Source organism: Kitasatospora sp. NPDC034023 (genome assembly GCF_055575795.1).
The window spans coordinates 442151-467243 of the sequence record NZ_JBVIRY010000002.1; the positions used below are offsets into that span (position 1 = coordinate 442151).

At 73.6% G+C, this 25093-nt stretch carries 21 protein-coding genes and 2 tRNA genes; 4 read left to right on the top strand and 19 right to left on the bottom strand.

The window, feature by feature from the left end; all coding sequences use genetic code 11:
• The first annotated feature begins 50 nt into the window (after positions 1 to 50).
• On the top strand, positions 51 to 947 hold the full coding sequence (locus tag ACZ52R_RS04900; RefSeq protein WP_465752744.1) for a helix-turn-helix transcriptional regulator: 897 nt from the start codon (positions 51 to 53) through the stop codon (positions 945 to 947).
• Positions 948 to 1013: 66 nt separating this feature from the next.
• Here the strand turns inward: ACZ52R_RS04900 and ACZ52R_RS04905 are convergent.
• From ACZ52R_RS04905 to ACZ52R_RS04940, 8 genes are all read right to left on the bottom strand, one after another.
• Positions 1014 to 1086 (bottom strand) — tRNA-Ala (locus ACZ52R_RS04905).
• A 43-nt stretch (positions 1087 to 1129) separates the two neighbouring features.
• Positions 1130 to 1202, bottom strand: a tRNA-Ala gene (locus tag ACZ52R_RS04910).
• A 205-nt stretch (positions 1203 to 1407) separates the two neighbouring features.
• Positions 1408 to 2058 (bottom strand): histidine phosphatase family protein, encoded by a 651-nt coding sequence (locus ACZ52R_RS04915; protein ID WP_465620296.1) that lies wholly within the window; start codon positions 2056 to 2058, stop codon positions 1408 to 1410.
• On the bottom strand, positions 2055 to 2513 hold the full coding sequence (gene rsfS / locus ACZ52R_RS04920) for a ribosome silencing factor (RefSeq protein ID WP_360509506.1): 459 nt from the start codon (positions 2511 to 2513) through the stop codon (positions 2055 to 2057). The genes ACZ52R_RS04915 and rsfS overlap by 4 nt, the downstream gene beginning before the upstream one ends.
• A gap of 160 nt (positions 2514 to 2673) precedes the next feature.
• Positions 2674 to 4575 (bottom strand): LCP family protein, encoded by a 1902-nt coding sequence (locus ACZ52R_RS04925; protein WP_465620102.1) that lies wholly within the window; start codon positions 4573 to 4575, stop codon positions 2674 to 2676.
• Between the two features lie 14 nt (positions 4576 to 4589).
• Entirely contained in the window at positions 4590 to 5222 is a 633-nt protein-coding gene (gene nadD, locus ACZ52R_RS04930; protein ID WP_360509510.1) for a nicotinate-nucleotide adenylyltransferase, read from the bottom strand.
• A 145-nt stretch (positions 5223 to 5367) separates the two neighbouring features.
• A complete protein-coding gene (locus ACZ52R_RS04935; RefSeq protein ID WP_224284513.1) occupies positions 5368 to 5523 on the bottom strand; it encodes a hypothetical protein in 156 nt (51 codons plus the stop codon).
• Between the two features lie 223 nt (positions 5524 to 5746).
• Positions 5747 to 5893 (bottom strand): hypothetical protein, encoded by a 147-nt coding sequence (locus ACZ52R_RS04940; RefSeq protein ID WP_360509512.1) that lies wholly within the window; start codon positions 5891 to 5893, stop codon positions 5747 to 5749.
• Between the two features lie 250 nt (positions 5894 to 6143).
• Between ACZ52R_RS04940 and ACZ52R_RS04945 the strand changes: the two genes are divergently transcribed.
• A complete protein-coding gene (locus ACZ52R_RS04945) occupies positions 6144 to 7223 on the top strand; it encodes a M48 family metallopeptidase (protein ID WP_465662699.1) in 1080 nt (359 codons plus the stop codon).
• Positions 7224 to 7340: 117 nt separating this feature from the next.
• Here ACZ52R_RS04945 and ACZ52R_RS04950 read toward each other — a convergent pair whose 3' ends face one another.
• The 5 genes from ACZ52R_RS04950 to proB all read right to left on the bottom strand — a co-directional run bounded on the left by ACZ52R_RS04950 (position 7341) and on the right by proB (position 12574).
• Positions 7341 to 8402 (bottom strand): SCO2583 family membrane protein, encoded by a 1062-nt coding sequence (locus tag ACZ52R_RS04950; RefSeq protein WP_360509515.1) that lies wholly within the window; start codon positions 8400 to 8402, stop codon positions 7341 to 7343.
• A 114-nt stretch (positions 8403 to 8516) separates the two neighbouring features.
• On the bottom strand, positions 8517 to 9089 hold the full coding sequence (locus tag ACZ52R_RS04955) for an SCO2584 family spore wall biosynthesis protein (protein WP_465620294.1): 573 nt from the start codon (positions 9087 to 9089) through the stop codon (positions 8517 to 8519).
• Between the two features lie 102 nt (positions 9090 to 9191).
• A complete protein-coding gene (locus tag ACZ52R_RS04960; RefSeq protein ID WP_465620096.1) occupies positions 9192 to 10514 on the bottom strand; it encodes a glutamate-5-semialdehyde dehydrogenase in 1323 nt (440 codons plus the stop codon).
• Between the two features lie 226 nt (positions 10515 to 10740).
• The gene (locus tag ACZ52R_RS04965) at positions 10741 to 11265 is read right to left on the bottom strand and encodes a hypothetical protein (RefSeq protein WP_360504166.1); all 525 of its coding nucleotides are present in this window, start codon (positions 11263 to 11265) and stop codon (positions 10741 to 10743) included.
• A 172-nt stretch (positions 11266 to 11437) separates the two neighbouring features.
• A complete protein-coding gene (proB, locus tag ACZ52R_RS04970; RefSeq protein WP_360504164.1) occupies positions 11438 to 12574 on the bottom strand; it encodes a glutamate 5-kinase in 1137 nt (378 codons plus the stop codon).
• A 318-nt stretch (positions 12575 to 12892) separates the two neighbouring features.
• Here proB and ACZ52R_RS04975 point away from each other — a divergent pair, with 318 nt between their 5' ends.
• Positions 12893 to 13696, top strand: coding sequence for a hypothetical protein (locus tag ACZ52R_RS04975; RefSeq protein WP_360504162.1), 804 nt, complete (start codon positions 12893 to 12895; stop codon positions 13694 to 13696).
• A gap of 84 nt (positions 13697 to 13780) precedes the next feature.
• On the opposite strand, the gene obgE is transcribed toward ACZ52R_RS04975, so the two are convergent.
• The 6 genes from obgE to ACZ52R_RS05005 form a co-directional block, all read right to left on the bottom strand.
• Positions 13781 to 15259: a GTPase ObgE gene (gene obgE / locus ACZ52R_RS04980; protein ID WP_360504160.1), complete on the bottom strand. Its 1479-nt coding sequence runs from the start codon at positions 15257 to 15259 to the stop codon at positions 13781 to 13783.
• Between the two features lie 121 nt (positions 15260 to 15380).
• On the bottom strand, positions 15381 to 15638 hold the full coding sequence (gene rpmA, locus ACZ52R_RS04985; protein WP_030233756.1) for a 50S ribosomal protein L27: 258 nt from the start codon (positions 15636 to 15638) through the stop codon (positions 15381 to 15383).
• 14 nt (positions 15639 to 15652) lie between these two features.
• On the bottom strand, positions 15653 to 15970 hold the full coding sequence (gene rplU, locus ACZ52R_RS04990) for a 50S ribosomal protein L21 (RefSeq protein ID WP_360504158.1): 318 nt from the start codon (positions 15968 to 15970) through the stop codon (positions 15653 to 15655).
• Between the two features lie 229 nt (positions 15971 to 16199).
• Positions 16200 to 19850, bottom strand: coding sequence for an Rne/Rng family ribonuclease (locus ACZ52R_RS04995; RefSeq protein WP_465752747.1), 3651 nt, complete (start codon positions 19848 to 19850; stop codon positions 16200 to 16202).
• Between the two features lie 398 nt (positions 19851 to 20248).
• Entirely contained in the window at positions 20249 to 21049 is an 801-nt protein-coding gene (locus tag ACZ52R_RS05000) for a TIGR03936 family radical SAM-associated protein (RefSeq protein ID WP_360504154.1), read from the bottom strand.
• 253 nt (positions 21050 to 21302) lie between these two features.
• A complete protein-coding gene (locus ACZ52R_RS05005; RefSeq protein ID WP_465620088.1) occupies positions 21303 to 23231 on the bottom strand; it encodes a TIGR03960 family B12-binding radical SAM protein in 1929 nt (642 codons plus the stop codon).
• 490 nt (positions 23232 to 23721) lie between these two features.
• Here ACZ52R_RS05005 and ACZ52R_RS05010 point away from each other — a divergent pair, with 490 nt between their 5' ends.
• Positions 23722 to 25023 carry a M14 family zinc carboxypeptidase gene (locus tag ACZ52R_RS05010; protein ID WP_465620086.1) on the top strand — a complete coding sequence of 434 codons (1302 nt, stop codon included), beginning with the start codon at positions 23722 to 23724 and terminating at the stop codon, positions 25021 to 25023.
• Positions 25024 to 25093 lie beyond the last annotated feature (70 nt).

Sequence of the window (25093 nt, forward strand, 5' to 3'; positions counted from 1 at the left end):
GTACTGGCAGCACCTGTATCGCCCGGCGGACCTGCGGCACGATGGTGGCCATGACCGTCCTGGAGGAACTGCCGACCGCCACGGGCGGGCGCGACCGCCGCCGCACCGAGCTGGCCCGTTTCCTGAAGGCCTGCCGGGCGCGGGTCACTCCCGAGGAGGTCGGGTTGCCGCCCGGGCTGCGCCGTCGTACGCCGGGGCTGCGGCGCGAGGAGGTGGCGCAGCTCGCCGGGGTCGGGGTCACCTGGTACACGTGGCTGGAGCAGGGGCGGCCGATCAACGCGAGCGAGCAGGTGCTGCTGGCGGTGGCCCGGGCACTGCGGTTGGACGGCACCGAGCGCGAGCACCTGTTCCGGCTGGCCGGGATGTCCCCGTCGCCGCACGCGCAGCCGGCCCCGCCGGAGCTGAGCCCGTCGATCCAGGTGATCCTGGACTCGCTCGCCCCGCTGCCGGCGGCGGTCTCCAACACCCGCTTCGACGTGCTGAGCTACAACGGGCCGTACCGCTCGCTGTTCGGCGCCGAGCGGATGCGCCCGTCCCGTGGGGTCGCCTTCAACAGCCTCTGGTGCATGCTGACCGCGCCGCCGTGCTGCAACCCGTGCGAGAACCGTGACGAGGCGCTGCCGCGGATGGTGGCGGTGCTGCGGTCGGCCTACGGCAAGCACGTGGGCGAGCCGGCCTGGGAGCAGCACGTGCAGGAGCTGTCGGCGCGCAGCGAGCTGTTCCGGGAGCTGTGGGACCGCCAGGAGGTCGCGCCGCCGGAGACCTGGCTGCGGTTGTTCCGTCATCCGGAGCTCGGGGTGCTGCGGCTGAACGCCACCTATCTGACGATGCCGGGCGTGCCGGAGTGCTACATCGTCGTGTACGTGCCGGCCGGCCCGGAGGACCGGGAGCGGGTCGAGCTGCTCGGTTCGCTGCCGCCGGGCGACTGGACGCACATCTGCGTGTAGCGGGGGCTTAGGGCCCGGAACGCCGGAAGGCCGCCACCCGATGGGTGACGGCCTTCCGAACTCCTGTGGAGCTACGGGGAATTGAACCCCGGACCTCTTGCATGCCATGCAAGCGCTCTACCAACTGAGCTACAGCCCCGCGACACGGGCGACCCTGGATGACCACGACCGCCGATGCGGAGTGGAGCTACGGGGAATTGAACCCCGGACCTCTTGCATGCCATGCAAGCGCTCTACCAACTGAGCTACAGCCCCGCACTTCACCGGATCTTCCGCTTCCCTTTCGGGCCGCGTTCCCTTCCGTGCGAACGAGGAAGACTCTAGCTGGTCAGGGCCGGAACTGCGAAATCCGGCCCTTCGAGGCCCCCGCACGCCCGTGTCAGACGACCGCGGCGGAGCCGCTCAGGTGTCGCCCCAGGTGTCGCCCCAGGTGTCGCCTCAGGCCGCCTCAGGCGTCGCCTCAGGTGTCGTCGCCGATGACCGGCTGCGGGAGCGTGCCCGCGTTGTGCTCCAGCAGGCGCCAGCCGCGCGCCCCCTGGCCCAGCACCGACCAGCAGCAGTTGGACAGCCCGCCGAAGCACTCCCACTGGGCCGGCTCCAGGTCCAGCAGCCGCCCGAGCATGGTGCGGATCGTCCCGCCGTGGCTGACCACGACCAGGGTGCCGTCGTCCGGCAGCTTGGCCGCGGCCTCCAGCACCACCGGCACCGAGCGGTCGGCGACCTCGGCGGCCAGTTCGCCGCCACCGCCGCGCCGCACCGGCTCGCCGGCCGCCCAGGCCGCGTACTCCTCCGGGAAGCGTTCGCGGATCTCGGCGTTGGTCAGGCCCTGCCAGGAGCCCGCGTAGGTCTCCCGCAGGCCCTCGTGGTGGGTCACGTCGAGTCCGGTGACCTTGGCGAGCTCGTCGGCGGTGCGTCGGGCGCGCTCGAGGTCCGAGGAGATCAGCAGGTCGGGGTGGAGCCCGGAGAGCAGCCGGGCCGCTCGCTGGGCCTGCAACACGCCCTGGCCGGTCAGCTCGATGTCAGTGGTGCCCTGGAACCGCGATTCGAGGTTCCAGGAGGTCTGACCGTGTCGCCAGAAGACGATGCGCGGGCCGCGCGCGCCGCGGCTCAGTGCAGGTCCTCGGGCTTGCCGAAGTCGTCGGCCGGGGCGAGCGCGTTGCCGGCCTCGTCGGTGTGCGCGTCGGGGCGGTTGCGGGAGGCCAGGGCGTCCTCGGGCAGCGGCAGCTCGGGGCAGTCCTTCCAGAGCCGGTCGAGCGAGTAGAAGGAGCGCTCCTCGGAGTGCTGGACGTGCACGACGATGTCCAGGTAGTCGAGCAGGATCCAGCGGCCGTCGCGCTCGCCCTCGCGGCGCACCGGCTTGATGTCCAGCTGCTCGCGCAGCTGGTCCTCGATCTCCTCGGCGATCGAGCGGACCTGGCGGTCGTTGTTCGCGGAGGCGATCAGGAAGGCGTCGGTGATCGACAGCACCTCGCTGACGTCGAAGGCGATGATGTTGTGCGCGAGCTTGTCGGCCGCCGCCTGGGCGGCGACGGTGATGAGCTGCTGGCTGTGGTCGGTGACGGTCACGGTGTTCTTCCGGCTCGGCGGCGTGGGGCGGCGCCCCGGCACAGGGCCGGGGTCGCCTTCCAGGATCTCACGCCGCCAGGGCGGGCCCGGAACCGTTTTCCGGGGCCGCCCGGCCGTGGCGCCACCGCGGGCCGGGCCGTCGAACGGCCCACCGCCGGCCCTACTGGTTCTTCGGCGCCTGGTAGTCCTTGCCGAGGACGACCAGCAGGTCCGCGTTCTGGGTGTCCCCGGTGACCTTCTTCACCGCCGTGTCCGGCAGGCCGAGGCTGGTCGCCAGCGACTTCGCCGTGCCCTGCCGGGCGTCGTCGGTGTAGCGGATCTCACTGCTTGCCTGCGCGGCGGTCTTGGCTCCGCCGGGGATGAACGTCAGGCCCGAGTTGACGATCTGGACCTGCGCGGCGGCGGCCGCCGCGTCGTTGCCGCTGGCGTCCTGCAGCGCGACCCGGGCCGGGGCGTCGCCGACGGCCGCGGACTTCACGGTGCCGCCCAGCACGTCCTTGACCTGCTTGCCGGCGGTCGCCTCGTCCAGGCTGCCGTCCGGCTTGACGGTCAGCGCGGTGGTGCCGACGTGGCCCTCCTTCGCCTGCTGGGCGAGCTGGGCGAGCACCCCGGCGAGGGCGTCCTCGGGCAGCGAGGGGTCGAGCACCGCGTTCATCCGGTGCACGTCGTCCTTGGCGTCCTTGAACTCGGTCGGCATGGTGCGCAGCACGGCCTCCATGACCTGCCCGAACCGGGCCAGCTGGACGTCCCGGCTCTCGCCGGGGTTCTGAAGCGTGGCGTACGCGACCGCGGCCTTCCCGCTGAGCATGGTGTTCTTCCCGGCCGCGGACAGCAGCTTGCCGTCCGGCTTGCCGCCCTCGTGGGTCTCTGCGTTGGTGTCCACCCGGACGCCGCCGAGCTGGGAGACCAGCAGTTCCAGGTACGGGGTGTCCAGGCGCCAGGTGCCGGCCACCGGGGCGCCGAGCACGGTGGACAGGCCGTCCCGGGTCGCCGAGGCGCCGATGGCGTCCATGGCCTGGCCGACGGTGGTGACCGGCGGGTCGGCAGGGCCGGGCAGCCGCAGGGTGTCGGGCAGCAGCAGCACGGTGCCCTTCTTCCCGGAGGCGTCGTCGACCAGCAGCGCGCTGGACACCTTGCCCTGCAGGTCGCGCAGGTGGACGACGTTGACCTGGCGCCCGCCGGCCGCGGCGGCCGCGGTCGGCTTGTCGCCGCTGAACCACAGGTAACCGCCGACGCCGCCCGCCGCGAGCGCCAGCACCACGCCGAGGCCGATCAGCCGGTTGCGCAGCTTGCGGCGGCGCTCGGCGCGCACCTCGCTGCGGGACTCGGCGAACTTCAGCCAGTCGATGACGTCCTCGGACTCCTCCGGCTCCTCGTCGACGAAGGTGAACTCGCCCGTGGTGTAGCTGTCCTTGGGCGCCTTGCTCCCGGCCTTGCCACCCCGCGCCCCGGCGACCTGCTCGGACGGCGCCGCGGGCTCGGCCGGCGCCGCCTCGGCGGCGGGCCTGGGCACCCGCGGACGCGGCGTCACGGGTGCGGAAGGAGCGACGGGCGCAGCGGCGACAGGCGAGGCGGCCTCGGGCTGCGCCTGCGGCTCGGCGACCCCCGGGGCGGCCTGGTACGGCTGCTGGTAGCCCTGCTGCCCCTGGTACCCCTGCTGCTGGTAGCCGTACGGGTCCTGGGTGTACACCGGTTGCCCGTACTGGTCGTACTGCGGCTGCTGCCCGTACGACTCGTAGGACTCGTACGACTGCTGCTGCGGGAACTGCCCGGTCTGACCGGCCTGACCGGCCTCACCGGTCTGCCCGGCCTGCTGGTACCCCTCGTACCCCTGCTGCCCCTGGTACCCCTGCTGCTGGTAGCCGTACGGGTCCTGGGTGTACACCGGCTGCCCGTACTGGTCGTACTGCGGCTGCTGCTGCTCGTACGACTCGTACGACTGCTGCTGCGGGTGCTGCCGGTACCCCTGGCCCTGGCCGTGGCCCTGCCCCTGGTACCGCTGCTGGTACTGCCCGGTGGACCAGTCCTCCGGCCGCTGCTGGCCATCGCTGCGTTCGGTCATGCGCCGCTCCTGGCTCAGGTCCCGCGCGGCGCGTACAGCGCCCGCTTGTCGATGTAGCGGACCACGCCGTCCGGAACGAGGTACCAGACCGGCTCGCCCTTGGCGACCCGGTTGCGGCAGTCCGTGGAGGAGATGGCCAGCGCCGGGACCTCCACCAGGGAGACCCCGCCCACCGGAAGCCCGGCGTCCGACAGAGTGTGCCCCGGGCGGGTGCATCCGATGAAGTGGGCCAGCGAGAAGAGTTCGTCGGAGTCGCGCCAGGACAGGATCTGGGCGAGCGCGTCGGCGCCGGTGATGAAGAAGAGGTCGGCGTCCGGGTGCAGGGCGTGCAGGTCGCGCAGGGTGTCGACGGTGTAGGTGGGGCCCTTGCGGTCGATGTCGATCCGGCTGACGGAGAACTGCGGGTTCTCGGCGGTGGCGATGACCGTCATCAGGTAGCGGTCCTCGGCCGGCGTGACGTGGCGGTCGCTCTTCTGCCACGGCTGCCCGGTCGGAACGAAGATCACCTCGTCCAGGTGGAACGCGCTCGCGACCTCACTGGCGGCGACGAGGTGGCCGTGGTGGATCGGGTCGAAGGTCCCGCCCATCACCCCGAGTCGCTTCTTCACCGGCTCCGGTCCGCCGGGATTCCCGGCCTGCTCTCCCATGCCGCCACACCTTACGCGACGCCCGTTACGGTGCGGGAACGCCCGGGTGGGGGTTGCTCGCAGACCCGGTGGGGGTTGTCCGCAGATGCGTGAGGGAGCGGCCGGCCGGTGGCCGGACGCTCCCCGAGCGGTCCCCGAACCGGGCTCAGCGGTCCCGGTTGAAACGGGTGGTGATGAAGAGCAGGAGCAGCAGGATCACCAGGGCGGCGCCACCCGTCAGGGCCGGGTTCAGGCTGTCGTGGTTGCCCCCCTCGCCCTCGGCGAGCAGGTTCAGAACGGGGAGTGCGGCAGCAGTGCTCATGGTCGTCGGGACCTTCTCGGCTCGGTTGAACGGACCTGGGGGTTGTTCCGGGCCGGTGAGGGCCCACCCGTCATCGTACGGGGGGTGGCACGGCAACCGCTCGGCGGCCCACCGCCGCTGACCGGACGTGAGCCGGTACGAGCCACCGGAAGGCGGGAGACCAAGAAACCGATGCCCGGCCGAGAGCGAGGCCGGGGGCCGGGCCCGGAGCCAGGCCGTGGGCCTAGTTGCCGCGGAAGGCGCGGGCCATCAGCCAGACCAGCAGGCCGATGCCCACGAAGGACGCGATCACGATGATCCGCAGGAAGAGGCCCGGGCCGGCCTCGTCGGAGATGGGCGCGGCCAGGCTGACAAGCGTGTCGGTGGACATCTGCGGGGCTCCTCGAACTGCTCGGTACCGCGGCCGGGTCCGGTCTCGGTGGTCCAGGGCATTCAGGGTAAACCGGCCTCACACCGGCGCCGCCCACCGACCCCTTCGGCGCGGCCGGGCCCGCACGTACGCTGGCCCGCGGGGACGAGTACGCAACCACGGACGTTGCACAGACAGTCGTTTCAGGCGAAGACCAGCGGGGGGCCGGCCAGCGGGCCGCGGCCGCCGTCGACCAGGAGGTACTCAGACCATGACCGACACGACCGCGAAGACCCCGAGCCGCCGCCGCGAGCGTTTCCCCGGGATCTCCACCCGGGCCTGGGAGCACCCGGCGGACCGCTCGGCGCTGGTCGCCCTGCGCAAGCTGTCCGGCTTCGACGACATCCTGAAGAAGCTCGCCGGGCTGGTCTCCGAGCGGGCGATCCGGCTGATGTTCCTGGCCACCGCGGTGAAGACCTCCGAGCGCCAGTTCCCCGAGCTGTACGACATGGTGCGCGACACCGCCTACGTGCTCGACCTGGAGCAGGTCCCGGACCTGTACGTGACCCAGGACCCGACGGTCAACGCGTTCACCATCGGCATCGACACCCCGATCATCGTGGTCACCAGCGGCCTGGTCGAGCTGCTCGACGAGGAGGAGCTGCGCTCGGTCATCGGCCACGAGGTCGGCCACGCGATGTCCGGCCACGCCGTCTACCGGACGATGCTGATGATCCTCACCAACATCGCGGCCCGGATCGCCTGGGTGCCGCTCGGCAACCTGGCGATCATGGCCCTCGTCACCGCGCTCAAGGAGTGGTTCCGCAAGGCGGAGCTGTCCAGCGACCGGGCCGGCCTGCTCGCCGGGCAGGACCTCCAGGCGTCCATGCGGGCCCTGATGAAGCTGGCCGGCGGGCACAACCTGGCCGAGATGAACGTCGACGCCTTCCTGGAGCAGGCAGCGGAGTACGAGAGGGCCGGCGACCTGCGCGACGGCGTGCTCAAGCTGCTCCAGGTGCTGCCGCAGACCCACCCCTTCGCGGTGGTCCGGGTCGCCCAGCTGAAGAAGTGGGCGGAGAGCGACGAGTACCGCTCGATCATGACGGGCGCCTACCCGCGCCGCGCGGACGACTCGGACACCTCGGTCGGCGAGCAGTGGAAGGCCGCCGCCGACCACTACACGACCTCGGTGAAGGAGAGCAAGGACCCGCTGATGGGCCTGCTCCGGGACGTCGCCGGCGGCGCCGCGACGGTGGGCGGCAAGCTTCGCGACACCTTCACCGGCGGCAACCGCGGCGCCTCGAACGGCTCGACCGCTTCGACCGCTTCGACCGACCACAGCGAGAACTGACGGCTGACCCCAGCGGCCGCCGACCGCTGAGCACCGACGACGGCCGGTGACCCGCCCGGGTCACCGGCCGTCCGCCTCCGCGGCTCCGGCTCCCCGTCCCGTCAGCTCGCCGGCCCCTCAGCTCCCCGCCAGCACCCCGCACACCTGCCACGCCGGGCGGGCGTGGTTGCCGGGGTCGACCGCCGTCGGCGGCGTGACCACCGTGCCCTGCCCGGTGGCCAGCACCGGCTGCAGGAAGCCCGCCATCGAGGTGCCGCAGGGCGCCGGCCCGGCCTGCAGCACCGAGTCCACCAGCCGCAGCTGCGCCGAGGCCAGGTCGACCCGGTCGAACTGGAAGGTCAGCTGCCGCCGCACGGTCTCCAGGGTGACCGGCGCTCCGGCCGGGGCTCCGGCCGGCTTCAGCGCGTAGACGAAGGTGTGGTCGGTGGTGATCTGCAGCGTCCCGCTGTCCGCCTCGTCGATCCGCATCGCGCCGACCACCTTCACGGTGTCCGAGGCCAGTGCGACCTGCGCGGGGTCGAACCGGACCAGCCAGCCGGTCACCGCGTGGTGCCGGTCGTCCACCGGCTGGGTCACGCTCGCGTCGAACTCCGCCTGCTCACCGGGTGTGACGAAGGCCCGCACGTCCGCGGTGGCACCCTGGACCAGGGCGGTCGGGGCCAGCGAGGAGGAGACCAGGTAGCGCTGGACGGTGTCGAGCGCCTTGGTCACCTCGACCCGGCTGAAGTGCTCGGTGGGCGCCCCGGTCGGGGTGTTCAGCCCGACCGTGCCGTCCCCGTACCCGGGCGGCAGCGCGGCGAAGGGGTTCGCCGGGTCGGCGACCGGGTGGACGGCCGAAGCCGGGCTCAACGCGACCAGACTGACGGTCAGTTGGCTTCCCTCGGGTCGCGCCGCGAGCCCCTTCGGCGAGGTGACCCCGAAGTACACCGCGGCCCCGAAGGCGAGCAGGATGAGCAGCAGCAGGGCGAGTGCCTGACGCGGCACGGTGCCCAGCGGGCCCAGCCGCACCCGCTTCCGGGTGGCCTTGCCGAAGGAGCCCGCCAGTCGCTCCCGGGCGGACAGCTCCTGGATCCGGGCGGCCCGGACGAACGATTCGTCGAACACGACGGACCGGAATTCGTCCTCGTTGCCGGAGCCGCCCTCGGGCGTACCCTCAGGAGGCTCTCGCGGGTCACCCATAACACCAGGGTAGGCGGACACCCGCGCCGCCACGAGGGCCCCTGCGCAGATTCCTGGGGACGCTCCGTGACCACCCGCCCCGGGCGTGCGCCCGCGCGGCGTCCCGGGCGGCGACTAGCCCGCCGGTGCGCCGACCACCAGCGACGGCTCGGCCGGCGCGGGGCGCAGGTCCACCCCGGCGCTGCTGTTGCCGGACTCCGGTCTCCGGGGCGTGCCCGAGGTGCCGCCCGTGCCCTGGTAGATCGCCGCGACCGCGACCGCCACCAGGCTCACGCCCATGATCACGGCGAGCACCCAGGCCACCGGCCGGTGCCAGCGCTGCTGGGCCACGTACCGGCCGCGGGCGCGCACCGGGTCGTAGCCGGGCCGCCACCGGCGCCGGCCCCGGCGGTCGGCCGACCGGCCCGGGCCCGACCAGGGGTCGGGGTAGAGGTGGTCCGCGTCGAGTCCGCTCGGGTACGGGCGCAGCTCCAGCGGGAGCCCGTCGCCGGCCGAGACCTCATAGCCCCAGCCCGGGCCCGCCGTCTCCGGCTCGAACCGGGCCTCGGCGGCGGCGAGTTGCCGCTCCTTGGCGGTCGGCTCGTGCACGGCGGCGGACCGGACGAAGGCCTCATCGAAGACCACGGTGGCGAACTCGTCGTCCGCACCACCGTGGTCGGCGCCGTCGGGGTACGGCAAGCCCCCCACATCCTCAGCCACGGATTCAGCGTATTACCGGTCGGGCGTTTTGTCTGTGGCTCCCGGCAGTTGGTCCGTCACACGTGTGACGGACCAACTGCCGGGTCCCGCTCAGCGGGCGTCCGGGGCCCCGCCGACGGTCTGCGCCGCCTCGCCCCGCACGTGCCCGTCACCGGTGACGATGTACTTGGTGCTGGTCAGCTCGGGCAGGCCCATCGGGCCGCGGGCGTGCAGCTTCTGGGTGGAGATGCCGATCTCCGCGCCGAAGCCGAATTCGCTGCCGTCGGTGAAGCGGGTGGAGGCGTTGACGGCCACCGTGGTCGAGTCGACCAGCTGGGTGAAGCGCCGGGCGGCGGCCTGCGAGGTGGTGACGATCGCCTCGGTGTGGCCGGAGGACCAGCGGCGGATGTGCTCGACCGCCGCCTCCAGCGAGGGCACGACGGCCGCGGCCAGGTCCAGCGAGAGGTACTCCGCGCCCCAGTCCTCGTCGGTCGCGGGCACCACGGCGGCCGGGCCGCCCTCGGCGGCCTTGAGCACCGCCTCGTCGCCGTGCACGGTCACCCCGGCCTCGGCGAGGGCGGTCAGGGCGAGCGGCAGGAAGGCGTCCGCGACGTCCTGGTGGACCAGCAGCGTCTCGGCCGCGTTGCAGACGCTGACCCGCTGCGCCTTGGAGTTCAGCAGGATGCCGACGGCCATCGCGAGGTCGGTGTCGGCGTCCACGTACACGTGGCAGTTGCCGGTGCCGGTCTCGATCACCGGGACGGTCGAGCCCTCGACGACGGTGCGGATCAGCGAGGCGCCGCCGCGCGGGATCAGTACGTCGACCAGGCCGCGGGCGCGCATCAGCTCCTGCACGGAGTCGCGGCTCTCCCCCGGCACCAGCTGGATCGCGTCGGCGGGCAGCCCGGCCGCGGCGACGGCGTCCCGCAGGACGGCGACCAGCGCGGTGTTGGAGCGGTAGGCCGAGGCCGAGCCGCGCAGCAGCGCCGCGTTGCCGGACTTGAGGCAGAGCGCGGCGGCGTCGGCGGTGACGTTCGGGCGGGCCTCGTAGATGATGCCGACCACGCCGAGCGGCACCCGGACCTGCCGCACGTCCAGGCCGTTCGGCAGGGTGTAGCCGCGCACCACCTCGCCGACCGGGTCGGGCAGTCCGGCCACGTCGCGCACGTCGGAGGCGATCGCGGCGATCCGCTCGCCGGTCAGGGTCAGCCGGTCGATCACCGACTCGGGCGTCCCGGCCTCCCGGGCCCGGGCCACGTCCTCGGCGTTGGCCGCGACGATCTCGGCGCTGCGGGCCACCAGCGCGTCCGCGATCGCCAGCAGCGCGGCGTCCTTCGCCTTGCGCGGCAGCGGGGCGAGCGCCGCGGCGGCCTCCCGGGCTCGGCGCGCTACGGCGAGGACGGGGCTGTCGGCGGTGGCGAGGTCGCTGGTCATGCCGCCAAGGGTAGCGACTGCGCCCGCCCCGCCCGCCCGCGTTTCGCCATCCGAACAGGGCCGGTCGGTACGGGTACGTGCCGCCCGTGCGCACGCGCGAACGTGCGAGGAGGTCCGGTCGGTACGCGTGGTCCGGTCGGTACGCGTGGTCCGGTCGGTACGCGTGGTCCGGTCGGTACGCGTGGTCCGGTCAGTACGCGTGGTCCGGTCAGTACGCGTGGTCCGGTCAGTACGGGTAGACGCCGCCCAGTTTCGGCGACGGGGTGCCGAAGCCCTCCGCGACCCGCTTGTGGTACGTCGCCCGGTCGACCACTTCCAGCCCGACGATCTCCCACGGCGGGAGGTTGGCGGTGACCTTGTGCTCGCCCCAGAGCCGCAGCGCGATCGCCGCCGCGTCGTGCAGGTCCCGGGCCTGCTCCCAGTACCGGATCTCGGCGTGGTCGGCCGCGTAGCGGGCGGTCAGGAAGAACGAGTGGTCGTGCGCCAGCTGCTCCAGTGAGGCGCGCAGCGAGGACAGCGGGGTGACCTGCCCGGCCACGCTCAGCACCACGTGCCACAGCCGCGCCTGTTCGGGCACGGTGGGCGGCTCCGCCGCGTCCGCGCGCTGGGACCGCAGTCCGCGCGACCCGCCGGGTCCCTGCAGCGGCGGACCGGCCGGCTCGGCGGGGCCGTCCCCGCGTCCGCCGTCGATGCTGGTCAGCCGCCGGCCCGCCGTCCCTCCGGTCAGCGCTGCCTCGCGCCTGCGTTCCACCGGCGGCCTCCTGTTCGGCGATCTCGTGTCGTCCCCACCGGCCCCGTCGGCCCTTCGGCCGACCGGTTGGGCTGCGCCCCTCCTCGCCCGCGGCCGGGCCGTTCCCGGCCGGAACGGCCCGCCGTCCGCACTGTGCCGATCGGCCGGCGGCCGGTGCCGGCCCGCCGGCCGGTCAGCCGCGCAGAACGACCAGGTCGTCGCGGTGGACGACCTCGCGCTCGTATGCGGCGCCGAACTCCTGGGCCAGGTCGCGGGTGGACCGGCCGAGCAGGCGGGGCAACTCCCTCGCATCAAAGTTGACCAGTCCGCGAGCCACGATGTGGCCGTTTTCGGCAAGAAGGTCCACCGGATCACCCGCGGCGAACTCCCCGTCGACCTTGGTGACCCCGGCCGGCAGCAGTGAGGCGCCGCCGGAGACGACCGCCTCGACGGCGCCCGCGTCCAGGTGCAGGGCGCCGCGCGGGCTGCTCGCGTGGGCCAGCCAGAGCATCCGGTCGGAGGTGCGGGCGCCGGTGCGCAGGAAGAGCGTGCCGGTGGGGCGGCCGGCCAGGGCGTCGGCGGCCTGGCTGGCCGCGGTGAGCACGACCGGGATGCCCGCGCCGGTGGCGATCCGGGCCGCCTCGACCTTGGTGACCATGCCGCCGGTGCCGACCCCAGCCTTGCCCGCGCTGCCGATCTCGATGCCGTCGAGGTCGTGCGGGCCGCCCACCCGGGCGATCCGGCTGGTGCCGGGGCGGGACGGGTCGCCGTCGTAGAGGCCGTCCACGTCGGAGAGCAGCACCAGCAGGTCGGCCCGGACGAGGTGGGCGACCAGTGCGGCGAGCCGGTCGTTGTCGCCGAATTTGATTTCGGCGGTGGCGACGGTGTCGTTCTCGTTGACGATCGGCATCGCGCCCATCGCCAGCAGCTGGTCCAGGGTGCGGTAGGCGTTGCGGTAGTGGGCGCGGCGGCTGGCGTCCTCGGCGGTGAGCAGCACCTGGCCGACCCGGATGCCGTACCGGGCGAAGGAGGCGGTGTACCGGGCGACCAGCAGTCCCTGGCCGACGCTGGCGGCGGCCTGCTGGCGGGCCAGGTCCTTGGGGCGCTTGTCCAGGCCGAGCGGGGCGAGTCCGGCGGCGATGGCGCCGGAGGAGACGAGTACGACCTCCGGGGCGTCGGGGCGGTTGCGCACCTTGGCGAGCGCGTCCACCAGGGCGTCGACGCGGTCGGCGTCCAGGCCGCCGGCCGCCGTGGTCAGTGAGGAGGAGCCGACCTTGACCACGATCCGCCGTGCGGTCAGCACCTCCTCCCGCAGAGAGTCCTCGCTCATCTCGCTGTACGCCCTTCCGGTGTGGTGCGGGTACGGCGGGCCCGGGCCCGGTCGTCACTCCCGAAATCTACGCGATTCGTGCGGGTCCCCCGCAGGCTGTTTCACCGGCTGGACCCGGCCTGGTCACGGGCTTGCCACAGGCCGTCCGCCAATCCGGATGGCTGGTATGGTCCCTGACCGAAAGCCAGATCGGGGGACGGCTTCTTGCCCGCTGGACCCATTTTCGTCTTCGACTCTTCGTGTCACGAGAAGGCGGCGGCGCCGCACTGGGCAGGCCGGCAACGGTTCGCGGCCGCACGCCCAGGAGAAAAGCGCATCATGCGTTCGTACACCACCAAGCTGACCGTCGCCGCCCTGTCGGTGGCCACCGCCCTGTCCCTCGCGGCCTGTGGCCCGGACAACGCCGACCCGGCCGCTCCGGCGGGCGGCTCCACCGGTGCCGCTCCGGCGCCGACCAGCGGCGCCCCGGATGCCACCGCCGGCGGTGCGGCCACCGGCGGAGGGGCGGCCACCGGCGGTGCGAGCGGCGGTTCGACCGCCGCCCCGACCGGCGGGGCCACCGGCGGCGCGGCCGCGGCCGGAGCGACCGGCGGTGCGGCCACGGGCGGTGCCGGTACGGCCGGCGCCGCGGGCGGCGGGGCCGGTGGCGGCAAGCTGCCGCAGGCCGGCACCTCGGTGAAGTTCGGCCAGCCCGCCACCGTGGACTTCGCCGACAAGACCTTCAACGCCGCCGCCAAGCTGGAGATCAACGTCACCGGCGTCGCCCCGGGCTCGCTCAAGGACTTCCAGGACGCCAAGGCCAACACCACCGGCCTGGACGGCCGCGCGCTGTACTACGTCAGCTGGACCATGAAGAACCTCGGGGACACCAAGCTGACCTTCGCCGCCCCCGATTCCAAGTTCAGGGTCTACGACGCCTCCGGCAACCTCGGGATGTTCGCCAACCCCGTCGGCTCGACCCCGATCGCCAAGTGCACCACCCCGAGCTTCTCGGGCGCCACCAAGGGCGTCGAGTTCAAGGGCTGCGACATCGTCAGCTTCCCGGCCGGCGGCTCCCCGGCGATGGTCGGCTACGGCGACTCGACCGACGTCTCCAAGGTCCAGGCGGCCTGGACCAAGTGACGCCGCGCCACCCCTGAGCACGGGAACGGCCCCCGCCACCTCGACAGGTGGCGGGGGCCGTTCGCGTCAGCCGGTCCGACCGGCTCAGTCCTCGTCGTCGTCGCCCTCGACGGCGGCCTGGCGGCCGCTGGACAGCGCCTCGAAGGCGAGGAACTCGGCCTCGGCCGCGTCCCGGCCCTTCTGCTTCTCGCGGCGGCGGTCGACCGCCGGGCGCTGGGTCTCCATGCGGTGGTCCTCACCGCGGCGACCGAGCATCTCCGCGCCGGCGGCCATGGTCGGCTCCCAGTCGAAGACGACGGCGTTCTCGTCCGGGCCGATGATGACGGTGTCGCCCTCGTGCGCCCCGACCTTCCAGAGCTTGTCCTCGACGCCGAGGCGGGCCAGCCGGTCGGCGAGGTAGCCGACGGCCTCGTCGTTGGAGAAGTCGGTCTGGCGGACCCAGCGCTCCGGCTTGACACCGCGGATGCGGTACGCGCCCTCCTCCTCGGTGATGGTGAAGCCGGCGTCGTCGACGGCCTTGGGCCGCAGCACGATCCGGGTCGACTCCTCGACCGGCTTGGCGGCGCGCGCCTCGGCGACGATCCCGCCCATCGCGAAGCTCAGCTCGCGCAGGCCCTTGCGGGAGGCGGCGGAGACCTCGAACACCCGGTAGCCGCGCTCCTCCAGGGAGGTGCGGGTCAGGTCGGCGATGTCCTGGCCGTCCGGCACGTCCACCTTGTTGAGCGCGACCAGGCGCGGGCGGTCGTCCAGGCCGCCGTACTCGGCGAGCTCGGCCTCGATGGTCTCCAGGTCGGTCAGCGGGTCGCGGCCGGGCTCTAGGGTGGCGCAGTCCAGCACGTGCACCAGCACCGAGCAGCGCTCGACGTGCCGCAGGAACTCCAGGCCCAGGCCGCGACCCTGGCTGGCGCCGGGGATCAGGCCGGGCACGTCGGCGACGGTGTAGACGATCTCGCCCGCGGTGACCACCCCGAGGTTGGGGATCAGGGTGGTGAACGGGTAGTCCGCGATCTTCGGCTTGGCGGCGGAGAGCACCGAGATCAGCGAGGACTTGCCGGCGCTCGGGTAGCCCACCAGGGCCACGTCGGCGACGGACTTGAGCTCCATCACGATGTCGCGGGCCTCGCCGGGCTCGCCGAGCAGCGCGAAGCCGGGCGCCTTGCGGCGGGCCGAGGCCAGCGCGGCGTTGCCGAGGCCGCCGTGGCCGCCCTGGGCGGCGACGAAGCTGGTGCCGTGTCCGACCAGGTCGGCCAGCACGTTGCCCTGGCGGTCCAGCACCACGGTGCCGTCCGGCACGACGAGGACGAGGTCCTCGCCGGCCGCGCCGGTGCGGTGGCCGCCCGCGCCCGGCTTGCCGTTGGTGGCCTTGCGCTTGGGCGAGTGGTGGTACTCGAGCAAGGTGGTGACCTGCGAGTCCACGGTGAGGATGACGCTGCCGCCCTCACCGCCGTTGCCGCCGTCCGGGCCGCCGAGCGGCTTGAACTTCTCGCGGTGCACGGAGGCGCAGCCGTGGCCCCCGTTACCCGCGGCGACGTGAAGTTCGACGCGGTCCACGAAGGTGGTCATGGGTGTGCCTCCAGTGCGCGAGAGTCTGCTTGCTACCTGCGTAAAGCGTGAAGGGTGGACCGGAGAATTCCGGCCCACCCCTCACAGTGAGTCTCTATACGACTCGGGAGTCCGCGGGGACTCAGGCCTCGACGGCCACGATGTTGACGACCTTGCGGCCGCGACGGTTGCCGAACTGCACGGCACCGGCGGTCAGCGCGAACAGGGTGTCGTCGCCACCGCGACCGACGCCCGCACCCGGGTGGAAGTGGGTGCCGCGCTGGCGGACGATGATCTCGCCGGCCGAGACGACCTGGCCGCCGAAGCGCTTCACGCCGAGGCGCTGGGCGTTCGAGTCACGGCCGTTACGGGTAGAGCTTGCGCCCTTCTTGTGTGCCATATCTCGCTATCCCCTTACTTGCTGACCGAGTCGATGCTGGTGATGCGCACCGCGGTGTGGCGCTGACGGTGGCCCTGACGGCGGCGGTAGCCGGTCTTGTTCTTGTAACGCAGGATGACGATCTTGTCACCCTTGGTCTGGTCGACCACCTCGGCGTGAGTCTTCACGCCGGCCAGGACCCACGGGTCGGAGGTGACCGCGTCACCGTCGACGATGAGGATGGTCGAGAGCTCGACCGAGTCACCCGGCTTGGCCTCGATACGGTCGATCTCCAGCACGTCGCCGACGGCGACCTTGTGCTGGCGGCCGCCTGCGCGAACGATCGCGTACATGCGGTACCTGCTTTCCTTGCTCGGTCGGAACCCCCGACGCCAGCCACCTGGGTACGGACACAGGAGCCTCTCCCCGGCCCTCCGCGCGGACGCGGCGACCTCGGGAAGGTGATGTGCTCGGGAGCAATGGCGTAGACACGCCGATGGTCAAGAATACGGACCGGCAGCCCGAGGGGCAAACCGGCCCGTACGGCCCGGGGCGGGATGGCTCCCGCCCCGGGCGTGGGCACTACTCGGCCGCCGTATCACCCTCGGCGGCCGCGGCCTTCTTGGCCGCCGCACTGGTCCGCTTGGTCGCGGTCTTGCGGGCGGTGGTCTTCTTGGCCGCCGTGGCCGTCTTCTTGGCGGCGGTCTTCTTGGCGGCGGTCTTCTGCGTGGCGGTCTTCTGCGCGGCGGTCTTGCGGGCGGCCCGCTTCTTCGGCGCCGGCGCCTCCTCGGCGGCGGCCTCCTCGACCGGGGCCTCGACGGCGGGAGCCTCGGCGGCCTCCGCGGCCGGGGCCTCGACGACCGCGGCCTCCGCGACGACGACCGGCTCAGCCGGCGCCTCGGCGGCGGCCTGGACGGCGGCCTCCACGACGACCGGGGCGGCGGCCTCCAGGGCCGCCTCCAGCGCCGCCTCGGCCTTGGCCTGCAGCACGACGATCTCGGCGCTGCCCGGAGAACCGGCCGGAGCCGTCGCCTTGCGCACCGCGCGGCGACGCGGGCGGCCCGCCGGAGCGGCCACCGGGGCCTCCTCGACGACCGGCGCCGGGGCGACCGGAGCCTCGGCCGCGGCCTCGACGCCCGGGACCTCCAGGGCCAGCTGGCCCTCGATCTCCTCGCGCACCGGCTCGGCCGGCAGCTCGGCGACGGCCGCGACGGCGGCCTGCGCGACCTGCTCGGCGGCCTCGGCCACCGCCTCGGTCACGGCGGCCTCGACGCCCAGCGGCTCCTCCTGGCCCGCGCCGCCCTTGCCCCGGCGACGGCGCTTGCCGCCCGAGACGGCCTCGCCCGCCGGGGCGGACGGGGCGTGGACGTGGACGCTCGGCTGCTCCATGTGGACGATCACACCGCGGCCGTTGCAGTGCACGCACGGCTCGGAGAAGGACTCCAGCAGGCCCTGGCCGACCCGCTTGCGGGTCATCTGCACCAGGCCCAGCGAGGTGACCTCGGCCACCTGGTGCTTGGTCCGGTCCCGGCCCAGGCACTCCAGCAGGCGGCGCAGCACCAGGTCGCGGTTGGACTCCAGCACCATGTCGATGAAGTCGATCACGATGATGCCGCCGAGGTCGCGCAGCCGCAGCTGGCGCACGATCTCCTCGGCCGCCTCGATGTTGTTCCGGGTGACCGTCTCCTCCAGGTTGCCGCCCTGGCCGACGAACTTCCCGGTGTTGACGTCGATGACGACCATCGCCTCGGTGCGGTCGATCACCAGCGAACCGCCGCTGGGCAGCCAGACCTTGCGGTCCAGCGCCTTCATCAGCTGCTCGTCGATCCGGTAGGTGGCGAAGACGTCCACCTCGGAGGTCCACCGCTGGAGGCGCTCGGCGAGGTCCGGGGCCACGTTGGAGACGTACTCGTGGATGGTCTTCCACGCCTCGTCGCCGGAGACGATGACCTTGGTGAAGTCCTCGTTGAAGATGTCGCGGACGACCCGGACGGTCATGTCCGGCTCGCCGTACAGCAGCGCCGGGGCGTTGCCGGTCGCGGCCTTCTTCTGGATGTCCTCCCACTGCTGCTGCAGTCGCTGGACGTCGCGGGTCAGCTCCTCCTCGGAGGCGCCCTCGGCGGCGGTGCGCACGATGACGCCCGCGTCGTCCGGGACGATCTTCTTGAGGATCTGCTTCAGGCGGGCGCGCTCGTTCTCGGGGAGCTTGCGCGAGATGCCGGTCATCGAGCCCTCGGGCACGTACACCAGGTAGCGGCCGGGCAGCGAGATCTGGCTGGTCAGGCGGGCGCCCTTGTGGCCGATCGGGTCCTTGGAGACCTGCACCAGCACGGACTGGCCGGACTTCAGCACCGACTCGATCCGGCGCGGGCCGCCGTGGCCGAGCGCGCCGAAGTTGACCTCGCCGGCGTACAGCACCGCGTTGCGGCCCTTGCCGATGTCGACGAAGGCGGCCTCCATCGACGGCAGCACGTTCTGGACCTTGCCCAGGTACACGTTGCCGACGTACGAGGTGGCCTGCTCCTTGTTGACGTAGTGCTCGACCAGCACGCCGTCCTCGAGGACGCCGATCTGGGTGCGCTGGCCGTTCTGGCGCACCACCATGACGCGCTCGACCGACTCACGGCGGGCCAGGAACTCGGCCTCGGTGATGATCGGCACCCGGCGGCGGCCCAGCTCGCGGCCCTCGCGGCGGCGCTGTTTCTTCGCCTCCAGGCGGGTCGAGCCCTTGATGGACTGCACCTCGTCCGGGTCGAAGGACGGCTCGGTGGAGCGGCGGCGCGGCTCGCGCACCTTCACCACCGTGCGGACGCCGTCCTCGGTGGTCTCGGCGGTCTCGACGGCGCCGGCCTCACCGCTGCGACGGCGGCGGCGACGGCGGCGACGGGACGAGGACAGGCCGGCGGCCAGGTCGTCGTCGTCCTCGTCCTCCTCGTCGGCCGCGGCCGGCTCCTCGGCGGCGGGCTGCTCGACCTCGACGGCCTCGGCGGCCTCGAACTCCTCGGCCTCGCCACGGCGACGGCGGCGGCCGCCCCGGCGGCGACGGCGCGACGGACGGCCGTCCTCCTCCCACTCGCCCTCGGTCTCCGGACCGGCGGCGGGGGCCTCGACGACGGGCACCTCGACGGCCGGGGCCTCGATCGGCGCGACGGCGGCCGGCGCCTCGGCGACCGGCTTGGCGGGGGCCGACTTGGCGGGGGTCGGCTTGGTGGCGGCTGCCCTGGCGGTGCTCGGCTTGCCGGCGGCCGACTTGCGGCGGCCCGGCTCGACCCGGGCACGGACCCGGCGGCGGCGGCCGACGCCGCTGTACTCGAACTCGTCTTCCTCGTGCGCGGCGGCGGCCGGGGCCTCGACCGGCGCCGGGGCCTCGGCCTCGGCGGGCTGCTGCGGCGCGGACACCGCGGACGGCACGGACGGCGCGACGTAGGGGGCCGGCTCCTGGAAGACCGGGGCCTGGAAGACCGCGGTGGCCGGGCGGACGGCGCGGCGGCGCACCCGGTGGTGCGGCTCGGCCTCGGCGGCCGGGGCGACGACGGGGGCCGGGGCGACGGGCTCGGCCGTCGGCGCGGCGGCGGCCTCGACGGCCTCCTCCTCGGTCTCCTCCGCGACGGCGGGCTCCTCGGCCTGCGGCTCCTCGACCGGGGCCTCGACGACCGGCGCGGCCTCGACCACGCGGCGGCGGCGGGGGCGGCGGGCGGGAGCGGCGGGGGCCTCCTCGGCCGCCGGCTCGGCGGCGACGGGGGCGGGGGTCTCGACGGCCGGTGCCTCGACGACGGGGGCTTCGGCAGCGGGCGCCTCGACGGCGGGCGCGCCCGCCGGGGACTCGGCGCGCTTACGGGTGCGGCGGGCCCGGGCGGGCTTCTCCGCGACCGGCTCGGCAGCCGGAGCCGGGGCGGCCTGCTCCGCCGCGGGAGCCTCTGCGGCCTCCGGCGCGGTGGTCACGATCGGGGTCGCCTCCGGCGCCCCGGCCGGGGCCTCGGCGCGCTTGCGGGTCCGACGGGCCCGGACCGGCTTCTCGGCGACCGGAGCCGGAGCGGTCTCGGCCGCCGGCGCCTCGGCCGGCAGGACCGTCTCGGCCGCCTCGGCGGCCGCACCCTGCGGGGTGCCCGCCGGGCGGGAGACCGCGCGGCGACGACGGCGCGGCGGCGCGGCGGACGCGCCCTCGCTGCCGGTCGCGGCGGTTTCGTTCTGTTCCGTGGCCGCAGTCTGCTGCGGATCGGTGTTATCGAGCATGCGGGTGGATCTCCCGTCAGGCCCCCGGGCTCCGCATCCGGGCACGGCGCGACACCGGTGGGCGGCCGGCATCGCGAGATGCTCGGGCCGGACCCTTTCACGGTGCCGCCGCGCGGACGCGAGGCCGCACAGGGGCTCGTAGTCTCGCTCGGCGCCCCACGCTCGGCGGGGTGTCGAAAGTCTTCTGGTTCTGACCAGTCTTCTGAGGTTTTCCCAAGCTGCGCCGTCCCCCAACCCCGGGTGGCTCCCGGACGGGGCCCCGGGCCCACCGACCGTCCTGGCCGGCAGGCCCCGGGTGGCAAGGCCTGTGCTGCGACGACGCTCGCTCCCCTGGGGAGCCGCGGGAACCCTGGAGGGACCATCGGGTCCAGTGAGTCACTGGACCCGGCCTCCGCCCGCTAGGCGGGCGCGGTAGCGCGCGGCCCGGCGCCCGGCTCCGAGCCGGCCTGGGCCGCGGCGCGGTCGAGCGCCAGCGGGTCGGTCACCGTGCCGGTCCCCTCGTCGAGCGGCCCCTGCGCCAGCCTGGTCACCTCTGCGGGGACCGGCGGCGCCAGGTCGGCCGTCGCACGGAGACCGGACAATACGTCGTCAGGTCGTACGGCGGGTGTGGCGTGTCGTACTACCAGGCGCAGTATCGCACAGGGACGGCCGGTCCGAACATCGAGGTCGGTTCCGGCCTCCGTGTCCGCACCGCCGTCGACCTGGGACGGGACGATCTCGAGCGCCGCCACCGCACCGCGCGCGTCGAAGACCCGCACGCCGTTCTTGGTGAGGCGTTCGACCTCGACCCGCTCCTCGGCGAGGAAGCGCGCCACCGCGCCGGCCGCCTCGTCCGGCTCGACGCCGTCCAGCCGGACCAGCCACTCGGAGGCCTGCAGGCGTTCCACGAAGTTCGGCGTCCGCACCTCGACCGCGTCGATCACGTCCAGGCCCGTCGGCAGTGACTCGTCCAGCTGCGCCCGCAGCTGTTCGGGGTCGCGGAAGGCGGCCAGGCCGATCTCCAGGTACTCCGCCTCGCTCGCCACCCCGGTCGGGGCCGCGTTCGCGTAGGAGACCTTCGGGTGCGGGGTGAAGCCGGCCGAGTAGGCCATCGGAACGGCGGACCGGCGCAGGGCGCGCTCGAAGGCGCGCTGGAAGTCGCGGTGGCTGGTGAAGCGGAGCCGGCCGCGCTTGGTGTAGCGGAGACGAATCCGCTGCACCGTCGGCGCGGGCGGCGGACCGTCGGGCGTACGGCGTGCCAGGGTCGCTCAGTCCTTAGTCAGTTGTCCCCGTCCGGCGTGGCGTGTTCCCGCCACTGTCCGGACTCTGTCACCTCAAAGGGTACGCGCCCCGCCGACCTGCTCGCTCCGCCCCTGGTCAGCCGCATACCCGAGACCCCAGGCCGGAAGGTTCCGGCCTGGGGTCCAGGGTGTAACCGTCACCCGCCGACGACCGCCCGCCGACGACCGACGGCTACTTGTTGACGACCGTCAGCGGCAGCAGCTTCTTGCCGGTGGGGCCGATCTGGATCTGGGTGTCCATCTGCGGGCACACGCCGCAGTCGAAGCACGGCGTCCAGCGGCAGTCGTCGACCTCGACCTCTTCCAGTGCGTCCTGCCAGTCCTCCCAGAGCCAGTCCTTGTCGAGGCCGCTGTCCAGGTGGTCCCAGGGCAGCACCTCCTCGTAGGTGCGCTCGCGGGTGGTGTACCAGTCGACGTCGACGCCGGTGCCGGCCAGGCCCTTCTCGGCGCAGGCCATCCAGCGGTCGTACGAGAAGTACTCGCGCCAGCCGTCGAAGCGGCCGCCGTCCTCGTAGACCGCGCGGATGACCGCGCCGATCCGGCGGTCGCCGCGGGACAGGAGGCCCTCGATGATGCCCGGCTTGCCGTCGTGGTAGCGGTAGCCGATGTTCTTGCCGTACTTGCGGTCGCCGCGGATCGAGTCGCGCAGCTTGGCCAGGCGGGCGTCGGTGGCCTCGGCGGACAGCTGCGGGGCCCACTGGAACGGGGTGTGCGGCTTGGGCACGAACCCGCCGATGGAGACGGTGCAGCGGATGTCGTTCTGGCCGGTGACCTCGCGGCCCTTCTGGATGACGTTCTTCGCCATCTCGCCGATCTGGAGCACGTCCTCGTCGGTCTCGGTGGGCAGGCCGCACATGAAGTACAGCTTCACCTGGCGCCAGCCGTTGCCGTAGGCGGTGGCGACGGTGCGGATCAGGTCCTCCTCCGACACCATCTTGTTGATCACCTTGCGCATGCGCTCGCTGCCGCCCTCGGGGGCGAAGGTGAGGCCCGAGCGGCGTCCGTTGCGGGACAGCTCGTTGGCGAGGTCGATGTTGAAGGCGTCGACGCGGGTGGACGGCAGCGACAGGCCGATCTTGTCCTCGGTGTAGCGGTCCGCCAGGCCCTTGGCGATGTCGCCGATCTCGGTGTGGTCGGCGCTGGACAGCGACAGCAGGCCGACCTCCTCGAAGCCGGTCGCCTTCAGTCCGCGCTCGACCATCTCGCCGATGCCGGTGATGCTTCGCTCCCGCACGGGGCGCGTGATCATGCCGGCCTGGCAGAAGCGGCAGCCGCGGGTGCAGCCGCGGAAGATCTCCACGGACATCCGCTCGTGCACGGTCTCCGCGAGCGGGACGAGCGGCTGCTTGGGGTAGGGCCACTCGTCCAGGTCCATCACGGTGTGCTTGGACACCCGCCACGGCACACCGGGGGCGTTCGGCACGACACGGGCGATCCGGCCGTCGGCCAGGTACTCCACGTCGTAGAACCTCGGCACGTAGAACCCGCCGGTGCGGGCGAGGCGCAGCAGCACCTCGTCGCGCCCGCCGGGGCGGCCCTCGGCCTTCCAGGCCCGGATGATCTCGGTCATGTCGAGGACGGCCTGCTCGCCGTCGCCGACCACCGCGCAGTCGATGAAGTCCGCGATCGGCTCCGGGTTGAAGGCCGCGTGGCCGCCGGCGAGGACGATCGGGTCCTCGTCGGTGCGGTCCTTGGCCTCCAGCGGGATGCCGGCCAGGTCGAGCGCGGTCAGCATGTTGGTGTAGCCGAGCTCGGTGGAGAACGAGAGGCCGAACACGTCGAAGGCCTTCACCGGGCGGTGGGCGTCGACGGTGAACTGCGGGACGTCGTGCTCGCGCATCAGCGCCTCGAGGTCCGGCCAGACGCTGTAGGTGCGCTCGGCGAGCACGCCCTCGCGCTCGTTCAGCACCTCGTAGAGGATCATGACGCCCTGGTTGGGCAGGCCGACCTCGTAGGCGTCGGGGTACATCAGCGCCCAGCGGACGTCGCAGGCGTCCCAGTCCTTGACGGTCGAGTTGAGCTCGCCGCCGACGTACTGGATCGGCTTCTGGACGTGCGGGAGGAGGGCCTCCAGGCGTGGGAAGACCGATTCGACAGTCATGTACTAGGAACCCTTACGACGTGATTCGGTGCCGCGAGTCGGCACGGGAGGGGTGACCCTCAAGGGTAGCCCAATCCGGGGACGGGCCGGTCTGCCCCGGAGCACGGGCCCTCCGTGCCCCGGCGCGACCGGCCGTTCGGCACCCGCCCCGGTACGCGCAGTGCGCGCCCGCCGCCCGGCGCCGTCCGCCGTTGACATGCCCGGACGGCCCGTGCGGTACTGACGGGGCTCCGCCAAGGAGGCCTGTGCCCCTTCCGGACAAGGGAGTTGGGTCGTACGCTCGGCCCTCGTCGGAGTTCCCCCCGGCGCTGCCCTCTCCCGCCCCCGCACACGGCCCCGTCCACCCTCACCAGGCCCGTCCCGTGTCCGCCCGGCCGCCGTCCCCGGCCCGCGGTGCCCCGTCCTCCGCCCGCGCTCCGTGCCCGGCGGCGCACCACCGCGTCCGCGCCCCGGCGGCCGTACGATCCGTACGACCGGCGCAAGGAGAACCATGACCGACACCGGTCGGCGGATCCGCCCCCTCCGACCCCTCGACGCCCGGCCGGCCCGCTACCCCACGCCGGCCCAGGCCGAGTGCGCCGCCCGGCGGCTCGCCCTGCGCCATCCGGACCGCTGCCGGCTGCGCGAGGTGGGCCGCTCCCGGGCCGGGCGCCCGCTGCTGCTGCTCTCGGTCGACCGCGGCCCGCGCGCCGTGCTCGTGGTCGGCGGCCCGCACCCCAACGAGCCGGTCGGCACCGCCGGGGCGGTCCGGCTGGCGGAGCTGCTGCTGGACCGCCCCGCCCGCCCCGGCCTCTCCTGGCACCTCCTGCTCTGCCTCGACCCGGACGGCGCCGCGCTCAACGCCGGCTGGCTGGACGGCCCGCTCTCCATGCGTCGCCACTACGAGCACTTCTTCCGCCCCGCCTTCGAGGAGCAGCCCGAGCTGCTGCCCGCCCCCGGCTCCGGCCGCCCGCCGATGCCGGAGAGCGTGGCGCTGACCGGCCTGATCGACGAGCTGCGCCCGTTCCTGCAGTGCTCGCTGCACGGGGTGGACTTCGGCGGCGCGTTCGTCCAGCTCACCGGCCCGGTGCCGGGCCTGGCCGAGCGCTTCGCGCGCTCCGCCGAACGGGCCGGCCTCCCGCTCGACGTGGACTCCTACGACGCGATCGGCTGGGCCAGCCCCGCCCCCGGCACGTACCTGATGCCCGCCCCGGGCAGTTCCGGGGTCTCCCGGGCGCTGCCGGACGAGCCCGAGCTGTCCACCTGGTCCTACGCCGCCCGACGCGGCGCGGTCACGGCCGTCCTGGAGGTCCCGATGTGGGCCGTGGACGCGGTCGGCGACGCCCGCCCCCACCCGGCCGGAGCGCGGGCCGTGACCGCCGCCGCCCGCGACCTCACCGCACGCGCCGAGGAGCTCACCGCCCTGCTCCCGTGGGTCCCCGCGCACGGCCACGAGGCGTACGGCTCGCTGGTGCGCACCGCCGAGTTCAGCCTGGCGGTGGCCCCGCGGGTGGCCGAGGAGTGGCTGGAGCGCTGGTGCCCCGAGCCGCTCTCGTCCTCGCGGGTGACCACCGCCGGGCTGGTGGCGGCCCGTCTGCCGCTGCGGGTCGCGTCGATCCTGCTGCGGCTGCTCGCGGACGCCCGGGGCCCGGGCGCGGAGGCCGCCCGGGAGCGCGCCCGCGCGGTCGTCACCGACAGCCTGGAGCGGCTGCGGCACCGCTTCGGCGCCCGCTGGGTGCCGGTCCAGGAGCAGCTGGCCCACCAGACCCGGGCCGTCCTCACCGCCGCCGACTGCCTGCTCCAGTCGACCTGACGCGTCGTCGGCAACGCGCTGGTCCGGCTCACCCGCGAGGACGCGAAGGGGCCGGCCCGGGATTCCCCGG